General features: G+C 65.0%; 14 protein-coding genes. 6 read left to right on the top strand and 8 right to left on the bottom strand.

Going from position 1 to position 16360, the window contains the following annotated elements; genetic code table 11:
• Window positions 1-29 precede the first annotated feature (29 nt).
• The 5 genes from ABC383_RS15655 to ABC383_RS15635 all read right to left on the bottom strand — a co-directional run bounded on the left by ABC383_RS15655 (window position 30) and on the right by ABC383_RS15635 (window position 6143).
• Window positions 30-830, bottom strand: coding sequence for a TnsA endonuclease N-terminal domain-containing protein (locus tag ABC383_RS15655; protein WP_413015011.1), 801 nt, complete (start codon window positions 828-830; stop codon window positions 30-32).
• 96 nt (window positions 831-926) lie between these two features.
• On the bottom strand, window positions 927-1994 hold the full coding sequence (locus tag ABC383_RS15650; RefSeq protein WP_413015010.1) for a chemotaxis protein CheB: 1068 nt from the start codon (window positions 1992-1994) through the stop codon (window positions 927-929).
• Window positions 1995-2183: 189 nt separating this feature from the next.
• Complete coding sequence (gene ftsH, locus ABC383_RS15645) at window positions 2184-4226, bottom strand: ATP-dependent zinc metalloprotease FtsH (RefSeq protein WP_413015009.1); 2043 nt, start codon at window positions 4224-4226, stop codon at window positions 2184-2186.
• Window positions 4227-4443: 217 nt separating this feature from the next.
• On the bottom strand, window positions 4444-5442 hold the full coding sequence (locus ABC383_RS15640) for a transglutaminase-like domain-containing protein (protein WP_413015008.1): 999 nt from the start codon (window positions 5440-5442) through the stop codon (window positions 4444-4446).
• Between the two features lie 281 nt (window positions 5443-5723).
• The gene (locus ABC383_RS15635; RefSeq protein ID WP_413015007.1) at window positions 5724-6143 is read right to left on the bottom strand and encodes a hypothetical protein; all 420 of its coding nucleotides are present in this window, start codon (window positions 6141-6143) and stop codon (window positions 5724-5726) included.
• Between the two features lie 54 nt (window positions 6144-6197).
• Here ABC383_RS15635 and ABC383_RS15630 point away from each other — a divergent pair, with 54 nt between their 5' ends.
• Window positions 6198-6440: a hypothetical protein gene (locus ABC383_RS15630; protein ID WP_413015006.1), complete on the top strand. Its 243-nt coding sequence runs from the start codon at window positions 6198-6200 to the stop codon at window positions 6438-6440.
• A gap of 1259 nt (window positions 6441-7699) precedes the next feature.
• Here ABC383_RS15630 and ABC383_RS15625 read toward each other — a convergent pair.
• Complete coding sequence (locus ABC383_RS15625) at window positions 7700-8848, bottom strand: sensor histidine kinase (protein ID WP_413015005.1); 1149 nt, start codon at window positions 8846-8848, stop codon at window positions 7700-7702.
• 358 nt (window positions 8849-9206) lie between these two features.
• Between ABC383_RS15625 and ABC383_RS15620 the strand changes: the two genes are divergently transcribed.
• Window positions 9207-9419: a hypothetical protein gene (locus tag ABC383_RS15620; RefSeq protein WP_413015004.1), complete on the top strand. Its 213-nt coding sequence runs from the start codon at window positions 9207-9209 to the stop codon at window positions 9417-9419.
• Window positions 9420-9437: 18 nt separating this feature from the next.
• Here the strand turns inward: ABC383_RS15620 and ABC383_RS15615 are convergent, their stop codons facing one another.
• Window positions 9438-10022, bottom strand: a complete 585-nt coding sequence (locus tag ABC383_RS15615; RefSeq protein ID WP_413015003.1) for an NnrU family protein — start codon at window positions 10020-10022, stop codon at window positions 9438-9440.
• Window positions 10023-10201: 179 nt separating this feature from the next.
• Here ABC383_RS15615 and ABC383_RS15610 point away from each other — a divergent pair, with 179 nt between their 5' ends.
• From ABC383_RS15610 to ABC383_RS15600, 3 genes are all read left to right on the top strand, one after another.
• Window positions 10202-11419, top strand: coding sequence for an extracellular catalytic domain type 2 short-chain-length polyhydroxyalkanoate depolymerase (locus ABC383_RS15610; RefSeq protein WP_413015002.1), 1218 nt, complete (start codon window positions 10202-10204; stop codon window positions 11417-11419).
• 37 nt (window positions 11420-11456) lie between these two features.
• Entirely contained in the window at window positions 11457-13109 is a 1653-nt protein-coding gene (locus ABC383_RS15605; RefSeq protein ID WP_413015001.1) for a phosphoethanolamine transferase, read from the top strand.
• A 110-nt stretch (window positions 13110-13219) separates the two neighbouring features.
• The gene (locus ABC383_RS15600) at window positions 13220-13567 is read left to right on the top strand and encodes a hypothetical protein (protein WP_413015000.1); all 348 of its coding nucleotides are present in this window, start codon (window positions 13220-13222) and stop codon (window positions 13565-13567) included.
• Here the strand turns inward: ABC383_RS15600 and ABC383_RS15595 are convergent.
• Complete coding sequence (locus ABC383_RS15595) at window positions 13564-15360, bottom strand: ABC transporter ATP-binding protein (protein ID WP_413014999.1); 1797 nt, start codon at window positions 15358-15360, stop codon at window positions 13564-13566. The genes ABC383_RS15600 and ABC383_RS15595 overlap by 4 nt on opposite strands.
• Before the next feature lie 309 nt (window positions 15361-15669).
• On the opposite strand from ABC383_RS15595, the gene ABC383_RS15590 reads away from it, so the two are divergent.
• Window positions 15670-16074, top strand: a complete 405-nt coding sequence (locus ABC383_RS15590; protein ID WP_413014998.1) for a hypothetical protein — start codon at window positions 15670-15672, stop codon at window positions 16072-16074.
• Window positions 16075-16360: the final 286 nt, after the last annotated feature.

The following is a 16360-nucleotide window of genomic DNA, read 5'->3' as shown; positions in this document are numbered from 1 at the left end:
GCTCATCCTTCTGCCCCAAAATGAATTTATTAGAAACGACCATTACGAAGTACGACAGGTAGGTGAAGTGTCAATTTTGCAGTTAGATCGACTACGATACGATTAGACCAAGCGCAATAGCGGAATTCATTCAGGCAGTGCCCATAACCACGCTTAAGGCGTTTGCTGCATAACTCGACTATTTCTCGCAGTGGGAGATTCTTGGTGTAAATGTTATGGAATACCTTAGCAAACTCATCAGCTTGTTCTGGATTCGGGATATACCGCTGTACTGACCAACCCCGCATGAAGGTAAGGGTTGATAGTAAGTTTCCTGTAAACCCACTTGTATCAATCAGTTTCCAATCGATGCCGTGCGCTTGGCACCAAATGTGCTCAACGGCAAGTCTAAGTCTTACATTTGGGTCAGCTGCATGCTCAGGTGTTTTGATGCTTCTTGCTTGGAACACCACCCCTAAAGGTGTCTGACGCGTAACGAAGAAGTCAAGCGTAAACGGCTCTGGATAGGGACCACGGCGGGTGTGCCTAATGCCTAACTCGCTGCAGATGGATTGAGTCTCATTCAGATGCAATATAGGAAACTGCTCACGGATATCAATAACATTCGGTTGCCGGTCAAGCAGATGAAAGAAGACTCTTTCTGGCGTCGATAGCAGATGGTAAATGCGTGAAACTTTGATGCCTTTGGGATTTCCAGAGGTTCCAATGGACGGGACGTCTCTGACTCGCAACCAAGGATGGTAGGCAACACCAGCACCGAGCCCAAATCCGCGCTTTAAGCGATTGTGCCAGTATCTAGGATACATCTTTAGATCGCGGCTCCATTCCATGCGCTAGCATAACAGGTTATATATGTGGATATTATCCCAATTGTTTGTCACTTAAGGCCTCCTGCAGGGGCCGTCCGATCGACCTGCAGGCCGGCATCACTCCTGATTGCCGGAATTCCGCTCCGCTTTCTCGACCAGGCTGTCGCCGCTGTAGCGCTTGCTGGAGAGAACGATTTCCCGGATCTTCTCAGCCTGCAGGCGGGTGCGTTCGGACTCCTGCCGGAACAGCTCGGCCGCGTCATGCCGGTTCGATTCGCGCAATTCCTCACCGGCCCTTCCAAGCAGCATGGCGGCCTCCTCCAGGCCGCGCATCGCTTTCCAGTAGCTCTGGTCGACGTTGTCCATCAGCTCGGACAACAGGGCGCTAGTGGAATAGGCATGGCCGGTATGACAACGATAGCGGGTGCGTTTGCCCTCCCGGATTTCCATCAGCACGCCGTGACACTCCGGACAGGCGAAGGGCGACGGCGGTGCAACCGCCACCATGCCCTTTTCCAGCGCCTGATCGCCGATGGCGATCTCCACTTCAAGACCTATCGGGCTGTCGGGTTGTCCTTGCCGCTGCACCTGCGGCGCATCCTTCCTGTTCATCTGGGCGGCCTCCTGCACCAGGCGGTCCAGGAGCTGCCCCATCCCGGACGCCGAAAGAGAAAAATCCACGTCGACCTGTGCCAGCGCGCTGGAGGGCATGGAATCGAATGCGCACTCGGCCACATCCTGCGTGATCGCGATGCCGCCCATGCGCTTGATATTCCACAGGCCGGAGGTGCCGTCGTCGAGCGCGCCCGACAGCACGATGCCGATCACCCTGTCGCGGTAATGGTAGGCGGCCGAACGGAACAGCGCGTCGATCGACGGGCGATTGCGGTTTTCCTTCGGTCCGCGGGTGGCGACCACATGCTCGCCTTCGATCAGCAGGTGATGGTCCGGCGGCGCGACATAGATATGGCCGGCCCGGATCAGTTCGCGGCCCGCCGGATGCCTGGCCGGAAACGGACCTCGCCGGCTCAGGATGTCGGGCAGGTGGCTGACATAATTGGGCGAGATGTGCAGCACGACGAAAATGGCGGCATTGAGGTCGGGAGGTAGCGAGGAAACCAGCGCCTGCAGGCTTTCAACGCCGCCGGCGGAAGCGCCCACAACAACGATATGGTGATCTGGCATAAGGGCTTTCTTTTCCGCCACACAGCCGGGAAGGCGCCACAAGTGCCTGCGCCCCGGTCTGCACGCGGCACAAGGGCCGAGACCAGACATGGCCTGCCACCGCGCCATGGCCGGGGTGGCCAGGCAAGCGATGCTTACACCGTTTGATTACTGCTCATCCCCTTAGTTTCCCGCCCTGGCCACGCCAGGCTACACGTGCGACGGATGCTGGCTGGCCGCGTGCGGCACCGGCGCGCCTTCCAGCGGCGGCGCAGGCTCCAGGCCGGTGACGTCGAGAATTTCCATCTCGTCCACGGTTTCGCGTTCCAGCAAGGCCCGCACCAGCGCATCCAGCGCCTTGCGGTGCCGGGTCAGCAGGCGCGTGGCCTCGGCATGGCTCTCGTCGATGATGCGCTGCACCTCCAGGTCGATGATGCGCGCGGTCTCGTCGCTGAAGGGCTTCTCGCCGCCGAAACCGACGCTGCCGCCCAGGTAGGGATTCTGGCGCGGCGCCAGCTGCACCATGCCCAGCCGGTCGCTCATGCCCCAGCGGGTCACCATGCTGCGCGCCAGGCCGGTGGCCTGCTCGATATCGTTTTCCGCGCCGGTGGTGCGGCTGCCATAGATGATTTCCTCGGCCACCCGCCCGCCCAGCATGCCGACGATGCGGGCGCGCAGATAGGCTTCGGGATAGTTGTAGCGGTCGGTCTGCGGCCGCTGGTAGGTCACGCCCAGCGCCTGGCCGCGCGGCACGATGGTGACACGGTGCACCGGGTCGGCGCCCGGCACCACCAGGCCCAGGATCGCATGGCCGCTCTCGTGATAGGCGATGCGCTCGCGGTCGGCCTGGCTGAGCAGGATGGGCCGCTCGGGGCCGAGCACGATCTTTTCCAGCGCATCGATGAAGTCCTTGTGCCGCACCTCGTTCTGCTCGCGGCGGGCGGCCAGCAGCGCCGCCTCGTTGACCAGGTTGCGCAGGTCCGCGCCCGACAGGCCCGGCGTGGCGGCCGCCAGCTCCTGCAGCGCCACGTCCGCGGCCAGCGGCACCTTGCGGGTATGCACCGCCAGGATCGCCTCGCGGCCGCGCTTGTCGGGCAGGTTGACCACCACCCGCCGGTCGAAGCGGCCGGGCCGCAGCAGGGCCTTGTCCAGCACGTCGGGCTGGTTGGTGGCGGCCAGCACGATGATGCCCTCGCGGCTGGAAAAGCCGTCCATCTCGGTCAGAATCTGGTTCAGCGTCTGTTCCTGTTCGCTGGAGCCGCCGATGGCGACCTGGCCGCGGGCGCGGCCGATCGAGTCCAGCTCGTCGATGAAGATGATGGCCGGCGCATTTTCGCGTGCCTGCTTGAACAGGTCGCGCACCCTCGCCGCGCCGACGCCGACGATCATTTCCACGAACTCGGCCGCGCTCATCGAAAAGAACGGCACGCCGGCCTCGCCGGCGACGGCGCGCGCCAGCAGGGTCTTGCCGGTGCCGGGCGCGCCCACCAGCAGCACGCCCTTGGGCGCGGCGCCGCCCAGGCGGGTGTATTTCTCCGGCGCCTTCAGGAAGTCGACCACTTCCACCAGCTCGTTCTCGGCTTCGTCGATGCCGGCCACGTCATTGAAGGTCACCCGGTCTTCCTGTTCCTGGTCGTAGCGGCGCGCCTTGCTCTTGCCGATGCCGAACAGGCCGCCGCCGATGCCGCCGCCCTGCTGCGCCGCGCGCCGGTAAAGCCAGACGTAGAAGCCGATCAGCAGCAGCGCCGGGCCGAAGCCGAACAGCAGCGTGCCCAACGCGCTGCCGCTCTGGATCGGCACCGCGCTGATTTCCACCTTGTTATTGATCAGGAACTGCTCCAGGCCCTGGTCGACGAAGGCCGGCAGCGTGGTGGTGAAGGTGGACGCGGTGCGCGGCTTGGGCTCGACCAGCGCGCCCGGCCGCTTGTCGGCCTCGTCGCCGGCCTGCGGCGGCCAGGTGACGGGCGCGCCGAACCGGCCCTCGATGCTGGCGCCCTGGCTGTAGATGGACTTGACGTTGCCCTTGGCGGCCTCTTCCTTGAACACCGTATAGGGCACTGTCACAGGCGCGTCGGCATCCGGAAAGAACACCCGCATCACCAGGTAGTTGCCGAACAGGACGAGCAGAAACAGCAGCCAGGCCCGGCGCGGCGGCAGCTTGCCCTGTCCGGGCGCGCCGGGCTTGCCGGGCGTGCCTGATGGGCCTTTCGGGCCGGTCGGCCGGGATGCGGAAAAGGGTTGGTCGGGCTTCATGCCTGTTCGTCCGGGATATCCGGACTATAGTTTCCGCTGCGCGGCCAGGGCGTCTTGTCGAAACTCAAAACCTGTTTGCGACCTGCAAGCCTCGATGGCGTTTTTCCTTCCTGCCTGAACTGCTTGAGCGTCACGGCGCAGGTCGTCGCGACTGCCGCTTTCTCCCCCATACAGCGTGTGCGCCGCATCCAACGGCAGCATGCCTGTGCGGCAAGGCTCACTCGGCGGGAAGCGCCGACATGCCTGCCTGGCATCCATGGGCGCCGGGTCCGTCATTGCGGAAATGAAGGGGCGAGGGCGTATCAGGCTGCGGCTGCGCTGCGCCGTGGAACGGCAGGCAGACCGGGTCGCCCACCTGCACCCGGGACGAATCGACCGGATAGGCCCAGACCGCAAACGCCGTGGTATCGGCGTTGCCATAGAGGGTGGCGAAGGCGGCGTCGACGGCATCGAGGCCGTGGGCGATGCCGATCCGGCCCAGGTGGGGCCGGTTATGGCGCGGGTCGAACACATGCCAGGCGCCGGCGGCATGCACTTCCACGTAGGCGTGAAAGTCCACCCCGATATCCGTGCCGGCGTCGCCGGGCCCGGACAGCGGCATGTAGCCGGCGACATAGCGGGCCGGCATGTCGAGCGCGCGGCACAGCGCGATCATCAGGTGGGCGAAATCGCGGCACACGCCATAACCGCGGGCCAGCGCCTCGCAGGCCGACAGCGTCGCGTCGCCCGATCCATGGCGGTACTGCAGGTTGCGGTGGGTCCAGTCGCAGATGGCCTGCGCGGCATGCAGGCCGCGCGGCAGGTGCCCGAACAGGTTGCGGGCCATCCCGAAGAGCTTGTCGGACTCGCAATAGCGGCTGGGCAGCGTCTGGCGCAGCACGTCCGGCGGCAGCGCCGCAGGGTGGTCGCCATGGCCTGAAGGCTGCGGACTGTCGGCGCTGTCGGGCACCATGACGATGGCGTCATACCGTATCGTGGTCACGCCGGGGGGCAGCACGAGCCGGATGACGGGATTGCGGTACGCGTCCACGGAGTGCGCCATCTGCAGCCCCGCGCCGATATCGAGGCGTTCCGAAAACATCGTCTGGCCTGGCGTCAGCCGCGGCTGGATCATCAGCAGCGCAGGCGTGGCCGCGCTGACGCGGTAGCCCAGCATGCAGCCCACGCGCACCGCCAGCATGCCGGGAAACAGTTCGGGCAAATCGATGCGCTTCATCGTGATTCTTCAGTCATTGACTCTTTCATCCTTCAATCCTTCAACGCTTCGATCCCGGCGGGGTCATTGGGGGCGGCGCAGGGGCTGGCAGCGCGGGAGGATGCGCATGTCGGGCGGCAACGCCGGTGGTAACGGCGCAGGTCAGGGCAAACGGCCTGGCATGGGCTGTCCACGGTGCATGGCAGGGGCCGCACACGACATATCGACCGTCATGGCCGCGTTGCATCAGGCCCGTGGCGCCGCGCTGGATGCAGCCTACGGCAAGGCGCCGCATCAGTCATTCAGAACCTGCCCACTTCATGATCGCAATCTACCGGCCGGCAGCGGATGGCCAGGCACTTGCGTTCGATAAATTCAGGGCTGGCGACTGTACGGACCTGGCCCTGAGCCGACGCCTCGAAGCCATCGGCTACCGTGATGTCGTTGAATGTGTAGATAAGGACGTCCACCTGGACTTCCATCGGAGATACGCGAACGGTAAGCATCGTTGTCTCTTGCATGGTGAATGTGATGCCTGCGGGTTTGCAGGCCAGTGTGCGTACGTTAATCCAGACGGCATGAAAATGAAGTCGGATGAACCCGGGATAGCATGTAGGACGTGATGCTGTTGCTCCTGCTGAAACAATGGTGGCGCCAGGTTCTGCGCCGATGCCTGGCCTCTTGCGCGTGCGCCTCGCAAGGCAGGCGCTTGAAGCGGACATGTGGCGGGCGCTCCTGTTTGCAGGACGATTCCCGGACTGGATACGGCCGCAGCGATGGTGTCGTTGTCTTTGACGCACGCGCAGCGACAGTTGCTTCTGCCGTTGCCGTTGCTTCTGCCGTTGCCGTTGCTTCTGCCGTTGCCGTTGCTTCTGCCGTTGCCGTTGCTTCTGCCGTTGCCGTTGCTTCTGCCGTTGCCGTTGCTTCTGCCGTTGCCGTTGCTTCTGCCGTTGCCGTTGCCGTTGCCGTTGCCGTTGCCGTTGCTTTTGCTTTTGCAATGGCCGTTGCAGTTGCAGTGAAATCCCGTTGAGCGCGCCGTGTCAGCGGTGCCCGGAGCGGGAAAAGGTGCGGCGTCTGTCTGAGCCAAGCTTTAGCTTGGCGAGTTTAGCCGCGCCCCGCTCCGGGTACCGCTGGCACGGGCACCCCGCGCAGCGGGGCGCGATCATCGGGTCGCCTTTTTTGGTTACTTTTTTGGCGAAGCAAAAAAGTGACCCGGCCGCCGGGACGGATTCCCGGCTTGTCTCCACGGCAGTGCAACCGCCTTGCGTCACCCGGCAACGCACGGGCAGCACTGTCGGTGTTGTCGTTGACGTGGACGTTGACGTGTCTTCGGTTGAAAAGCCAACGACAACGTCAAAAGCAACTGCTGCTTCGCAGTGACGTCTTTCCGACTGGTGAAGCAACACGATCACGCTGTCGTCATGACCAGGCCGGGTGTTCGCCCCGGCGGGCGAGTCACTTTTTTGCTTCGCCAAAAAAGTAACCAAAAAAGGCGACCCCGACTGTGCCGCCCCGCTGCGCGGGGTTCCCGTGCCGTCGATGCCCGGAGCGGGGCGCGGCTAAACTCGCTCCGCTGCGCGGCGCTCAGACAGACGCCGCACCTTTTCCCGCTCCGGGCATCGCCGTCACGGCGGTACACAGACGGGGACCCTAACTGCAACGGCAACGGCAACGGCAACGGCAACGGCAACGGCAACGGCAACGGCAACGACAACGGCCACTTCAAAAGCGACCGCAACTGCAACGGCAACCGCAACCGCAACCGCGCCAGTTGCCTCCCCCCTCCCTAGCCAGCGGCCCCATCCCCCATGGCACCAAGCCCAACGCCCCACCCCCACCACCCCACCCGCTTTCGCAACCTTCAACACCCCGATAAGGCGAAACAGTTGTTCGGACTGTTCCCTGGTCCGCTGCCCCTCGTACACTATCACGACGATGCGCTCCGGCAGATCGTCAATATCGGAATGTGAAGGGATGGGCATTGCATGGTGGCGCGCTCGGTTTGACATGGATTCCTGATCGACGATGGTGAACCCGGGCCGCACATGCAGCGCCCCCGGGGCAGGGCGAAACGACAGCGAGCCTGCCGAAGGCGTGATAAACCTGGGCCTGATAGCCAGTCATTGAAGGCATGCCAACGGGAAAAGTGTTGGCCGGGAAGTCCGGGAAGAAAGGCGGCAAAGCGAGGCGGCCTTATTCCACGCCGGCCACCGTTCCCCGGCCGCGACGCCGCGCCGGCGCGACCCGGCCATGCCCGGGGCGCTCACGTTGAAGCATGCTAGCTGCCCAGCGTAGGCGCGTCCTGGAACGGCCGCGCATCGACCGGGATGTCGATGGAAAGCGTGGTGCCCCTGCCGATGGCGCTGTCGAGCTGCACGCTGCCGCCGTGGCTCTCGGCCACGCTGCGCACATAGGGCAGCCCTATGCCCCAGCCACGCTCCACCCCTTCCTTGGCCGCTTCGGCCCGGCGAAACACCTGGAACACCGTCTCTAGCTGTTCGGCCGGAATCGGCTCGCCGTCGTTATGCACCGTCAGCAGCATGCGTCCATGCTGGCTGGCCGTCCTCACGCGGATCGGCGCCTCCGGCTTGCCATACTTCAGCGCATTGCCGACAAGATTTTCCATTACCCGCTTCAGCGCATCCCGGTCCCACCAGCCCTCGACCGGTCCGCCAACGATCTCGAAGCGCGGACCGTGAACTTCCGCCAGCTGGTCGCACACTTCCCTGGCGATTTCCATGATGTCGAAGCAGCTCAGGTGCAGCCGCCGGCGCTCTCCGCTCTGGAACACCGCCGCGTCCAGCAATTCCTGGATCATGCGGTCCATGCGCTGGCTGTTGTTGACGATGCGCTCGGCCAGCATGCCTACCCTGTCCGGGTCTTTCGCATGCAGCAGCAGCTCGGCCGCTGAACTGATGACCTGCAGCGGATTTCTCAGGTCATGGGTGACGGTAATGATGAAGCGCTCGCGCAGCGCCGAGTGCGCCAGCGCGAAGGCATTGGCCGACTCCTGTATGCAGGCGTCGATCGAGGCATTGATGTCGTGGAATTCCTGGCCACTGAGCGACACGCCGTGCTGCCTCAGCACATCGAGTATGGTCCACCTGAGCAGCTGGTATTCCGCGATTACCGCCTGGTGGCTGTAGTCGGTCAGCCGCGCGCGTTCCCCGCCATGCTCGGACGCCACCGTGTTGCTGGCAGCGGCATTTCCCCTGGGATAGCCGGGGCTGATGGCTTCGGCAATATTGTCGTACAGGCTGGGAAAGGTATTGATCAGGATGGGATGCGGCAGGCCGGCTGCTTCCCTGACGGTAGAGCGCAGGCGCTTTTCCCATTCGACAAGAACCACGTCGCGCAGCGCGAGCATGCGCCGCGCCGTTGCCGAAAGCCCCTTGTCATGCAGATTCTGGTCACTGGCAAACGTCATGATGGCTGTCCTGAACCGCTGTGGTCGTGCTCGATTGTATTTCCAGGCGGTTGCGAAAACCGGGCGCGGCAGGCCACGCTATTGGTTATGGTCAAAAGCCTCCCGCCAGTCGGTGACGGCATAAAAAAAGCCCCGCCAGGCAATGCCGGGCGGGGCGTAATCCATACCGTTAAGAATGGAGGAGACGGAGTGCATCTTATATGAATCGGCCTGTGCAGCCAGTCGGCCAAAGACTGAAGCCGCTGTAAGACATGTCCGACCCGCATGAGGCGCGAACTTGCGCCCGCTTCCCTGCTGCCGGCGGCGCGGAGCCAGAACCGGCCCCCGCAGGCCGGGTCTAACGCCTGCAACGGAAAGCATGTCAACCCGACCATTTCTGGAGGCCATGATGAACGATACGCAAAAGCAGCAGCAGCAGAAAGGCACTGACGCGGCTAGCCCGGCGCAGACGCCGGATGAACTGATCGGCGAGTTGCCGCCGGACGCGATACAGTCCGACGCCAACGACAATTCCTTTCTCGCCGACCTGCCGGAGGAAGGCGCATCCAAGCCTGACAAGAAAGGCGCCTAGCGCCGGCCCGGCGCCGGCTCAGCCTTGATGGAACGGCTGCACCCCGATCAGCCAGCCGTGCAGCCGGAAGGCAAACAGCGCCCAGGCAGCGCCGCCCACGAGCACCGTGGCCAGCGTGCCGGCCATGGTGCCCGCGGGATAGCGGGTGCCGGCCGCGCGGTCGCGCCCGCGCGCGGCGCTGAAGGACAGCACCGACCAGGCCAGGAAGCTGCCGAACAGCAGCACATCGGCCAGCGTGCCATTGGCCAGCAGATGGGCAAAGGCCCAGACTTTGACCGACAGCACCATCGGATGGTGCAGCCTGGCCTTGATGCCATTGCGCGGCACATAGGTCGCGGCCAGCAGCACGAAGGCAATCAGCGTGAGCAGGCCGGCGACATGGCGCATGGCCACCGGCGGCGTCCACAGCACCACCGGCGCCTGCCGGGCTGCGCCATAGCCCCACAGCAGCAGGTAAAAGCCGATCAGGGACAGCACCGTATAGCCCAGCTTCCACGGGCCGGGGCCGATGCGCGCAATCTGCGCGCTGCGCCAGCCGTCGGCGACGATGCGGGTCGAATGAACACCCAGGAAAATGACGAGGCCGAGCAGCAGTATGGTCATGGAGGCAGGTTCCCTTGCGGGCAGGATGGGTTGGCGTTCGCCATTCTAACCGTGGGCGGCGCCAGGTTTGCGGCTCTTCAACAAACCGGAACGGCGCCGCCGCAGCGCCGCCGTTTCGGGTTTATCTTCCTCCGGACATGGCGGACCGCCATGCAATAACAACGATACCGGAGACAACCATGCCCTTCATGCGCAATCACGCCGTTGGCGCCGTTCTGGCCGCCGGCGGCCTTGTCCTTTGCAGCCACGCTTTCGCCGTGGTCGTCACGCTGCCCAAATACAACGTCAGCTTCGATAACGTCTCGGTGTCGGGCCTGTCCTCGGGCGGCTACATGGCGGCCCAGATGCATGTGGCCTATTCGAAGACGATCAGGAAGGGCGCGGGCGTGATCGCCGGCGGGCCGGTCTACTGCTCGCAGGGCAATGTCAGCATCGCCACCGGTCCCTGCATGGCCGACACCGGCTCGCGCAACCTGCCCTACCTGGTCTCGACCATCAACACCTGGTCGGGCAATGGCTATATCGACCCGACTGCCAACCTGGCCACGTCGCGCGTCTACCTGTTCTCCGGCACCATCGACTCCACCGTGCGCCAGCCGGTGATGAACGACCTGCGCTCGATGTACGGCAACTATGTCGGCAGCGCCAACATCACGTACAAGAACACCCTGGCGGCCGAGCATGCGGTGCCGACCGACAGCAGCGGCAATGCCTGCAGCTACAACGGCACGCCCTACGTGAACAACTGCAACTTCGACGCCGCCGGCGAGATCCTGAAATGGATCTACGGCACCCTCAACGCCAGGAATACCGGCACCCTTTCCGGCAGCTTCGTCAACTTCGACCAGCGCGCCTACTGGGGCAACGGCGACCCCACCAGCCACGGCATGGCCAACGACGGCTGGGCTTATGTGCCGGCCAGCTGCGCCGCCGGCCAGCCGTGCAAGCTGCACGTGGCCTTCCATGGCTGCAAGCAGAATGCCGCCACCGTGGGTTCCCAGTTCTATGCCAACGCCGGCTACAACCGCTGGGCCGACACCAACAACATGATCGTGCTGTATCCGCAGGCCGCCGCTACCTATGCCAACCCGAACGGCTGCTGGGACTGGTGGGGCTATGACGACGTGAACTTCCCGGCCAAGAGCGGCGGCCAGATGGTGGCGGTCAAGACCATGATCGACCGCGTCGCCAGCGGCAACGCCGCCGCGCCGTATGCCTGCGCGTCCTGGTACGACAGCAATTACTGGCACGTCTATTACGGCCGCGCCTATGCCTACAACGGCAATGTGTATGCGACCAACTCCAACCAGTACCTGGGCTATTACTCCACCGCGGCCTACACCAGCGTGCGCCGCACCTCGGCCGGCTACTACGCCTACGGGAGCTGCCCGGCGTGAGGCGCCGCGCCGCACCCGGCCGGCATGAGGGCCGCCGATGAAGCCGGTGCGGCTGACCATGGCGCCGTGCCGGCTGCATTTCGCCTCGCCGGTCTGGTATGCGCTGCTGGTGTCGGCGATGTACCTGGCGCTCTTGAACCAGCGCTTCTGGCGCGAGGCGCTCGCCCTGTGCTGGCGCGGCAATGCGGCCGACCTGCCGTTCCTGCTGGCCCTGTTCCTGCTGCTGCTGGCGGGCTTTTCGGGCGCGCTGCTGCTGCTGCCGGGCCGGCGGCTGATGCATGTGGCAAGCGGCATGCTGTTCCCGCTCGGCGCCATGGCGGCCTATACCGCCGACAGCTACGGCCTGCCCGTGGATGCCGGCATGGTGCGCAGCCTGGCGCATGCCACCCGCGGCGAAGCCGGCGCGCTGCTCGGCCCGCGCCTGCTGCTGTATGCGCTGCTGCTGGGCGTGCTGCCGCTGTTCGTGGTCGGCTCCAGCCGGATCGCGCCGCTGCCGCTGCGCCAGCACCTGCGGCACCGGCTGCTGTTCTGCGGCGCCGCCCTGGCGCTGGCGGTCCTGCTGACGACCGCATTCGCCGCGCGCTTCCAGGCGCTGCTGCGCTCGCCCGCGCCCTACCTGCTGGTGCCGGCGGCGGCGCTGCAGGGCGCGGCGCGCTATGTGGCCTCCGACCTGGCATCCTGGCGGCCCGACGGCGAAGCCATGCCGGCCGACCCGCCGCAGCGCCTGCCGCCTGCCCCGGGGAGCCGTCCGCTGGTGGTGTTCCTGGTGGTGGGCGAAACCGCGCGCCATGCCAGCTTCCAGCTTGGCGGCTATGACCGGCCGACTAATCCGCTGCTGTCGGGCATGCCGGGGGTGCATTATTTTTCCAACGTCACGTCATGCGGCACCACCACTGCCGTGTCGCTGCCCTGCATGTTTTCGCCGCTGGGCCGGGAAGACTATACCGTGGCCGGCGCGCGCGCCCTGCCGAACGCGCTGGAGCAGCTGGCCGCGGCTGGCGTGCGGGTGGCCTGGCGCGCCAACAATGCGGGCAGCGCCGGCATCAGCGCCCGGCTGCCCACGGTGGCGTTCCGGGCGTTCCTGCCTGACGCCGCGCTGTGCGACGCCGCCGCCTGCCTGGACGAAGCCATGCTGGCCGGGCTGGAACAGGCGCTGGCCGGAGTCGACCGCGACAGCCTGTTCGGCTTTCACCAGATGGGCAGCCACGGGCCGGATTACTTCCGGCGCTATCCGGCCGCGGCGCAGCGCTTCAGCCCGGCATGTCGGCGCCAGGAACTGGCCGACTGCAGCGCCGAGGAAATCCGCAACGCCTATGACAACACCATCGTCTATACCGACCGCTTCCTGGCAGCCCAGATCGCGCTGCTGGAAAACCGGTCCGACCGCTTCGACAGTGCGCTGCTGTATGTCTCCGACCACGGCGAATCGCTGGGCGAGGACGGCGTTTTCCTGCACGGCGCGCCCTATGCGGCGGCGCCGCAGGAACAAAAGCGCATTCCCCTGCTGCTCTGGATGTCGGACGGCTATCGGAAACGCATGGGCATTGCCGGCGACTGCCTGGCGCGCCGGCTCGATCAGCCTTTGAGCCATGACAACCTGTACCACACCCTGCTGGGCATGATGGCTACGCGGGACCGGCATTACCACGCCGGCATGGACCTGCTGGCTGGCTGCCGCGTCAGCGACTGATGCGGCGCACAAGAAATCTGCAAAATACTTGTCGAAACGCTAAGCAAATTACGATAGGATTTTTACAATACTTTTCCAAGCAGCCGAATGTCGCACAGGGAGAGATTGTCATGCTGAAAGTCCAGTTCGCAAGTGCCTGCATCCTGGCCTGCATGCTGCCGGCTGCCCATGCCTGGAACGACAGGCTGCTCGGAGAAAACTGGGAACTGGCGCGCCGCGAGCAGCGCGAAGCGGCATCCAGCGGCGGCCTGTCCCTGAACCTGAAATCGAGCTGGCGCCAGGACATGGAGAAGTCGGGCGTGCTAAGCCGCACCGGCCCCTACCGCGTGGCCCTGCCGCTGGCCTCGTTCGGCGGCGACAATGGCCCCAAGCTGCTGATGACCTACCTGCCGCGGGCGCGCGACGGCCTGGGCTCGGACCGTAGCGTGATGCTGTTCCTGCGCATCAATCTCGATTAGGCCTCCTGCACAGCGTCGGCCGCGCCCGGCTGCTTCATCATCGCCCGGAACGACGGCTGGCGCGCCAGCAGTTCCTCCACCGTACCCACGTCCTGCACCCTGCCGCCATTCATCAGCACCACCTTGTTGAAGTGGTGCAAAAGGCTCATGCGGTGCACCGAGGCCATCACGCAGGCGTCCGGGAAGGCTTTCGAGATGCGGCCCAGCACGGTTTCCTCAGTCACCGGGTCGAGCGCGCTGGTCGGCTCGTCGAGCATGATCAGCGACGACGAGGAGGCCGCGAGCAGGCCGCGCGCCAGGCACAGCCGCTGGCGCTGGCCGCCGGACAGGTTGAAGCCGCGCTCGGTGATCGGCGTCTCCAGTCCCATGGCCATGTCGGCCATCACCGCGTCGAAGCCGCTGGCATGCACCACGCGGGCAATCTCGGCGTCGCTGTGGGCGCCCGACAGGGAAATGTTTTCCCGCACGCTGGCCTCGAACACATCGGCTTCCTGCGGGATCAGGGTGGCGATGCTGGACAGGTGGCGGGTGCGGCCATAGGCCTGGCCATCGACATCGAAATGCTGCTGGGTCGGCGCATAGTGGCCGGCCAGCACCCGCATCAGCGTGCTCTTGCCGGAACCGCTGTGGCCGATCAGGGCGACGCGGTCGCCGCGGGCGATGGCCAGCGACACATGGTGCAGGCCGGCCGGCGCCTGGGCGGCGGCATTGTCGCTGATCGCCGGATGCTCGTAGCACAGGCCCTTGACCGCCAGCTTCTGCCAGCCGGCGTGCACCGGCTCGCCGGCGGCCGGCATGTCGGCCGCGTTCAGGATGGCGTCGGCGCTGGCGACGTCGGTGCGGGTGCGGGCAAAGGACTGGAACTTATCCGCCGCCGACAGCACCACGCCGCGCGCCTGCTGCGCATACTGGTGCACCAGGAACACGCTGCCCAGCAGCACCACGCCGCCGCTGTTCTTGCTTGGCCAGGCGGCCGCCACCACCAGGCCCCAGGTCAGCACCAGCGACAGCAGGTCGGCCGCGCACCATTTGGCTTCCACCAGCACGATGCTCTTCTTCAGCGGCACGAACACGTCCGCCAGGCGCTGGTTCACCAGCTGGCGGGAACCCTGCTGCATGCGCAGCGAGAACACGGTGGAGACATTGCCCAGGAAGTCCAGCATCTTGGCCTGGTACTTGCGCTCGGCGGCGTTCTCGGCCGCGGCCAGGCGCATCAGCGTGCCGTCGAAGCGGTGCATCAGGAAGCCCACGCCGATGTAGCCGAGCAGCGCCAGCGAACCGAGCAAGGGCGAGAACAGCACCAGCGCCGCCGCCGCGCCGATGAAATGCACGGCGCTTTTCAGGTAGGTGAACTGGCTCTGGGCGAAGTTGTAGAGCGCCATGCTGGACTGCCCGATGCGCTGCTGCACGTCGCCCGAATGATGGCGGTCGTGCCAGGACATCGGCAGGCGCATCAGCTTGGCATACAGCGCGTCGGTGAACTGCTGGCGGATTCGCAGCGCGACCGTGCGCTCGCCGACCCGGCCCGGCCCGTGCAGCGCCCAGGCCAGCAGCGACACCGCCAGGATGGCGCCGACATAGCCGCCGGCATGCAGCAGGGCGCCGCTCTCGTTCTTTTGCAGCGCATTGATGGCCTGCGCGGCCAGCCAGGGCGACACCAGCTCCAGCAGCGCCGCGCCGGTCAGCATCAGGCCGACCAGCACCACCTTGAGCCGGGCGCCGGCGGCATGGCGCCAGAGATTGCGGTAAAGGCCGGCGCCGGCCGGGGCGGAAGAAACATTGGGAGGCAGCATGTGGGACAAAGGTAAGGAAGACGGCGGCAATCTTAATCAAGGGAAATAAATGCCGGCGTAACAGCTTGCAACAAGGCATGACAGGCATCGCACGATGCTGCGTCCGGTGACAGACCGATGACCGCTTTAAATTGCCGTACGGAACTTACATTTCATTACAAGATCGCGCCGCACCGCAGTTTGCGGTCCGCCATCACCGGCCATTGCAGCGCGATGTCATGCCGCTGAAGCCGAACTGTCATGCCGGCGTAGCAAAGCCTGGATAGGATGCTGCGAACCGGCCTGGGACCCGATTACCACTGCGCAGAAATGTTCCTGCTGCCGGTGGATGCGCTGCAGCGCCGGCCGCTGCCGTTTCCGGACCGGCAGCGCCGAGGCACGCCGCCAGGATTGGGAACGGCGACGTTCCGTGGTCGAACTGGCATTGCGAAGTCAATAAAATTGTCTATGCTGTTCGTTCGCCGCACCAGTCTCAGCCGCCCCAGTCCGTTCTTCCACCAGGAGTACAACGACATGACGCCCGACATTCTGATCATTCAGGACAACGCTGGTTATCACTTGCTGCATGGCCACCTGCATCTCGCAATGGCCCTGTCCGATTGCGGCAAGGCGGTGGTTGAAGTGCCCGACCACGGCCACGTGCTGGTGGCGAAAACCCGTGAAGGCCTGGTGGTGGAAAGCGGGGGCAGGCATCTGCCGCTGCTCTACAACTGAACATCAGCCGGGCATTAGCCAACTGGCAATCCAGTCCCGCCAGGCGTCCTGGCATCCATTGCCATGACGCGCCGACCTTTCCCACGGGAATTTACTTTGCCCCATCCGCTGATTGCAAGCAAAACCCCGCTGCGCCTTATCTGCTTTAATCAGGCATGATTACCGCCTGGCATCCAGCGCTTTCAGATTGAACTCGCCCTTGCCGCCTGACACCATATAGGTTGCCGGCCTTGCGCCGCCGCCCCCACCGCACCAGGCCGCCACGGCCGGACCGCATCGTCAAGAG

It is taken from the genome of Noviherbaspirillum phoenicis (assembly GCF_047237965.1).
Lineage (GTDB): Bacteria > Pseudomonadota > Gammaproteobacteria > Burkholderiales > Burkholderiaceae_D > Noviherbaspirillum_A.
Note: the sequence above shows the minus strand (reverse complement) of the source record. Positions and strands in the feature narration are given on the sequence as shown.

Bases quoted from the DNA above. Each gene is read 5' to 3' on its own strand.
- ABC383_RS15655 (WP_413015011.1), bottom strand. From the start codon at position 830: ATGGAATGGAGCCGCGATCTAAAGATGTATCCTAGATACTGGCACAAT.
- ABC383_RS15650 (WP_413015010.1), bottom strand. From the start codon at position 1,994: ATGCCAGATCACCATATCGTTGTTGTGGGCGCTTCCGCCGGCGGCGTT.
- ftsH (WP_413015009.1), bottom strand. From the start codon at position 4,226: ATGAAGCCCGACCAACCCTTTTCCGCATCCCGGCCGACCGGCCCGAAA.
- ABC383_RS15640 (WP_413015008.1), bottom strand. From the start codon at position 5,442: ATGAAGCGCATCGATTTGCCCGAACTGTTTCCCGGCATGCTGGCGGTG.
- ABC383_RS15635 (WP_413015007.1), bottom strand. From the start codon at position 6,143: ATGTCCGCTTCAAGCGCCTGCCTTGCGAGGCGCACGCGCAAGAGGCCA.
- ABC383_RS15630 (WP_413015006.1), top strand. From the start codon at position 6,198: ATGGTGTCGTTGTCTTTGACGCACGCGCAGCGACAGTTGCTTCTGCCG.
- ABC383_RS15625 (WP_413015005.1), bottom strand. From the start codon at position 8,848: ATGACGTTTGCCAGTGACCAGAATCTGCATGACAAGGGGCTTTCGGCA.
- ABC383_RS15620 (WP_413015004.1), top strand. From the start codon at position 9,207: ATGTCAACCCGACCATTTCTGGAGGCCATGATGAACGATACGCAAAAG.
- ABC383_RS15615 (WP_413015003.1), bottom strand. From the start codon at position 10,022: ATGACCATACTGCTGCTCGGCCTCGTCATTTTCCTGGGTGTTCATTCG.
- ABC383_RS15610 (WP_413015002.1), top strand. From the start codon at position 10,202: ATGCCCTTCATGCGCAATCACGCCGTTGGCGCCGTTCTGGCCGCCGGC.
- ABC383_RS15605 (WP_413015001.1), top strand. From the start codon at position 11,457: ATGAAGCCGGTGCGGCTGACCATGGCGCCGTGCCGGCTGCATTTCGCC.
- ABC383_RS15600 (WP_413015000.1), top strand. From the start codon at position 13,220: ATGCTGAAAGTCCAGTTCGCAAGTGCCTGCATCCTGGCCTGCATGCTG.
- ABC383_RS15595 (WP_413014999.1), bottom strand. From the start codon at position 15,360: ATGCTGCCTCCCAATGTTTCTTCCGCCCCGGCCGGCGCCGGCCTTTAC.
- ABC383_RS15590 (WP_413014998.1), top strand. From the start codon at position 15,670: ATGTTCCTGCTGCCGGTGGATGCGCTGCAGCGCCGGCCGCTGCCGTTT.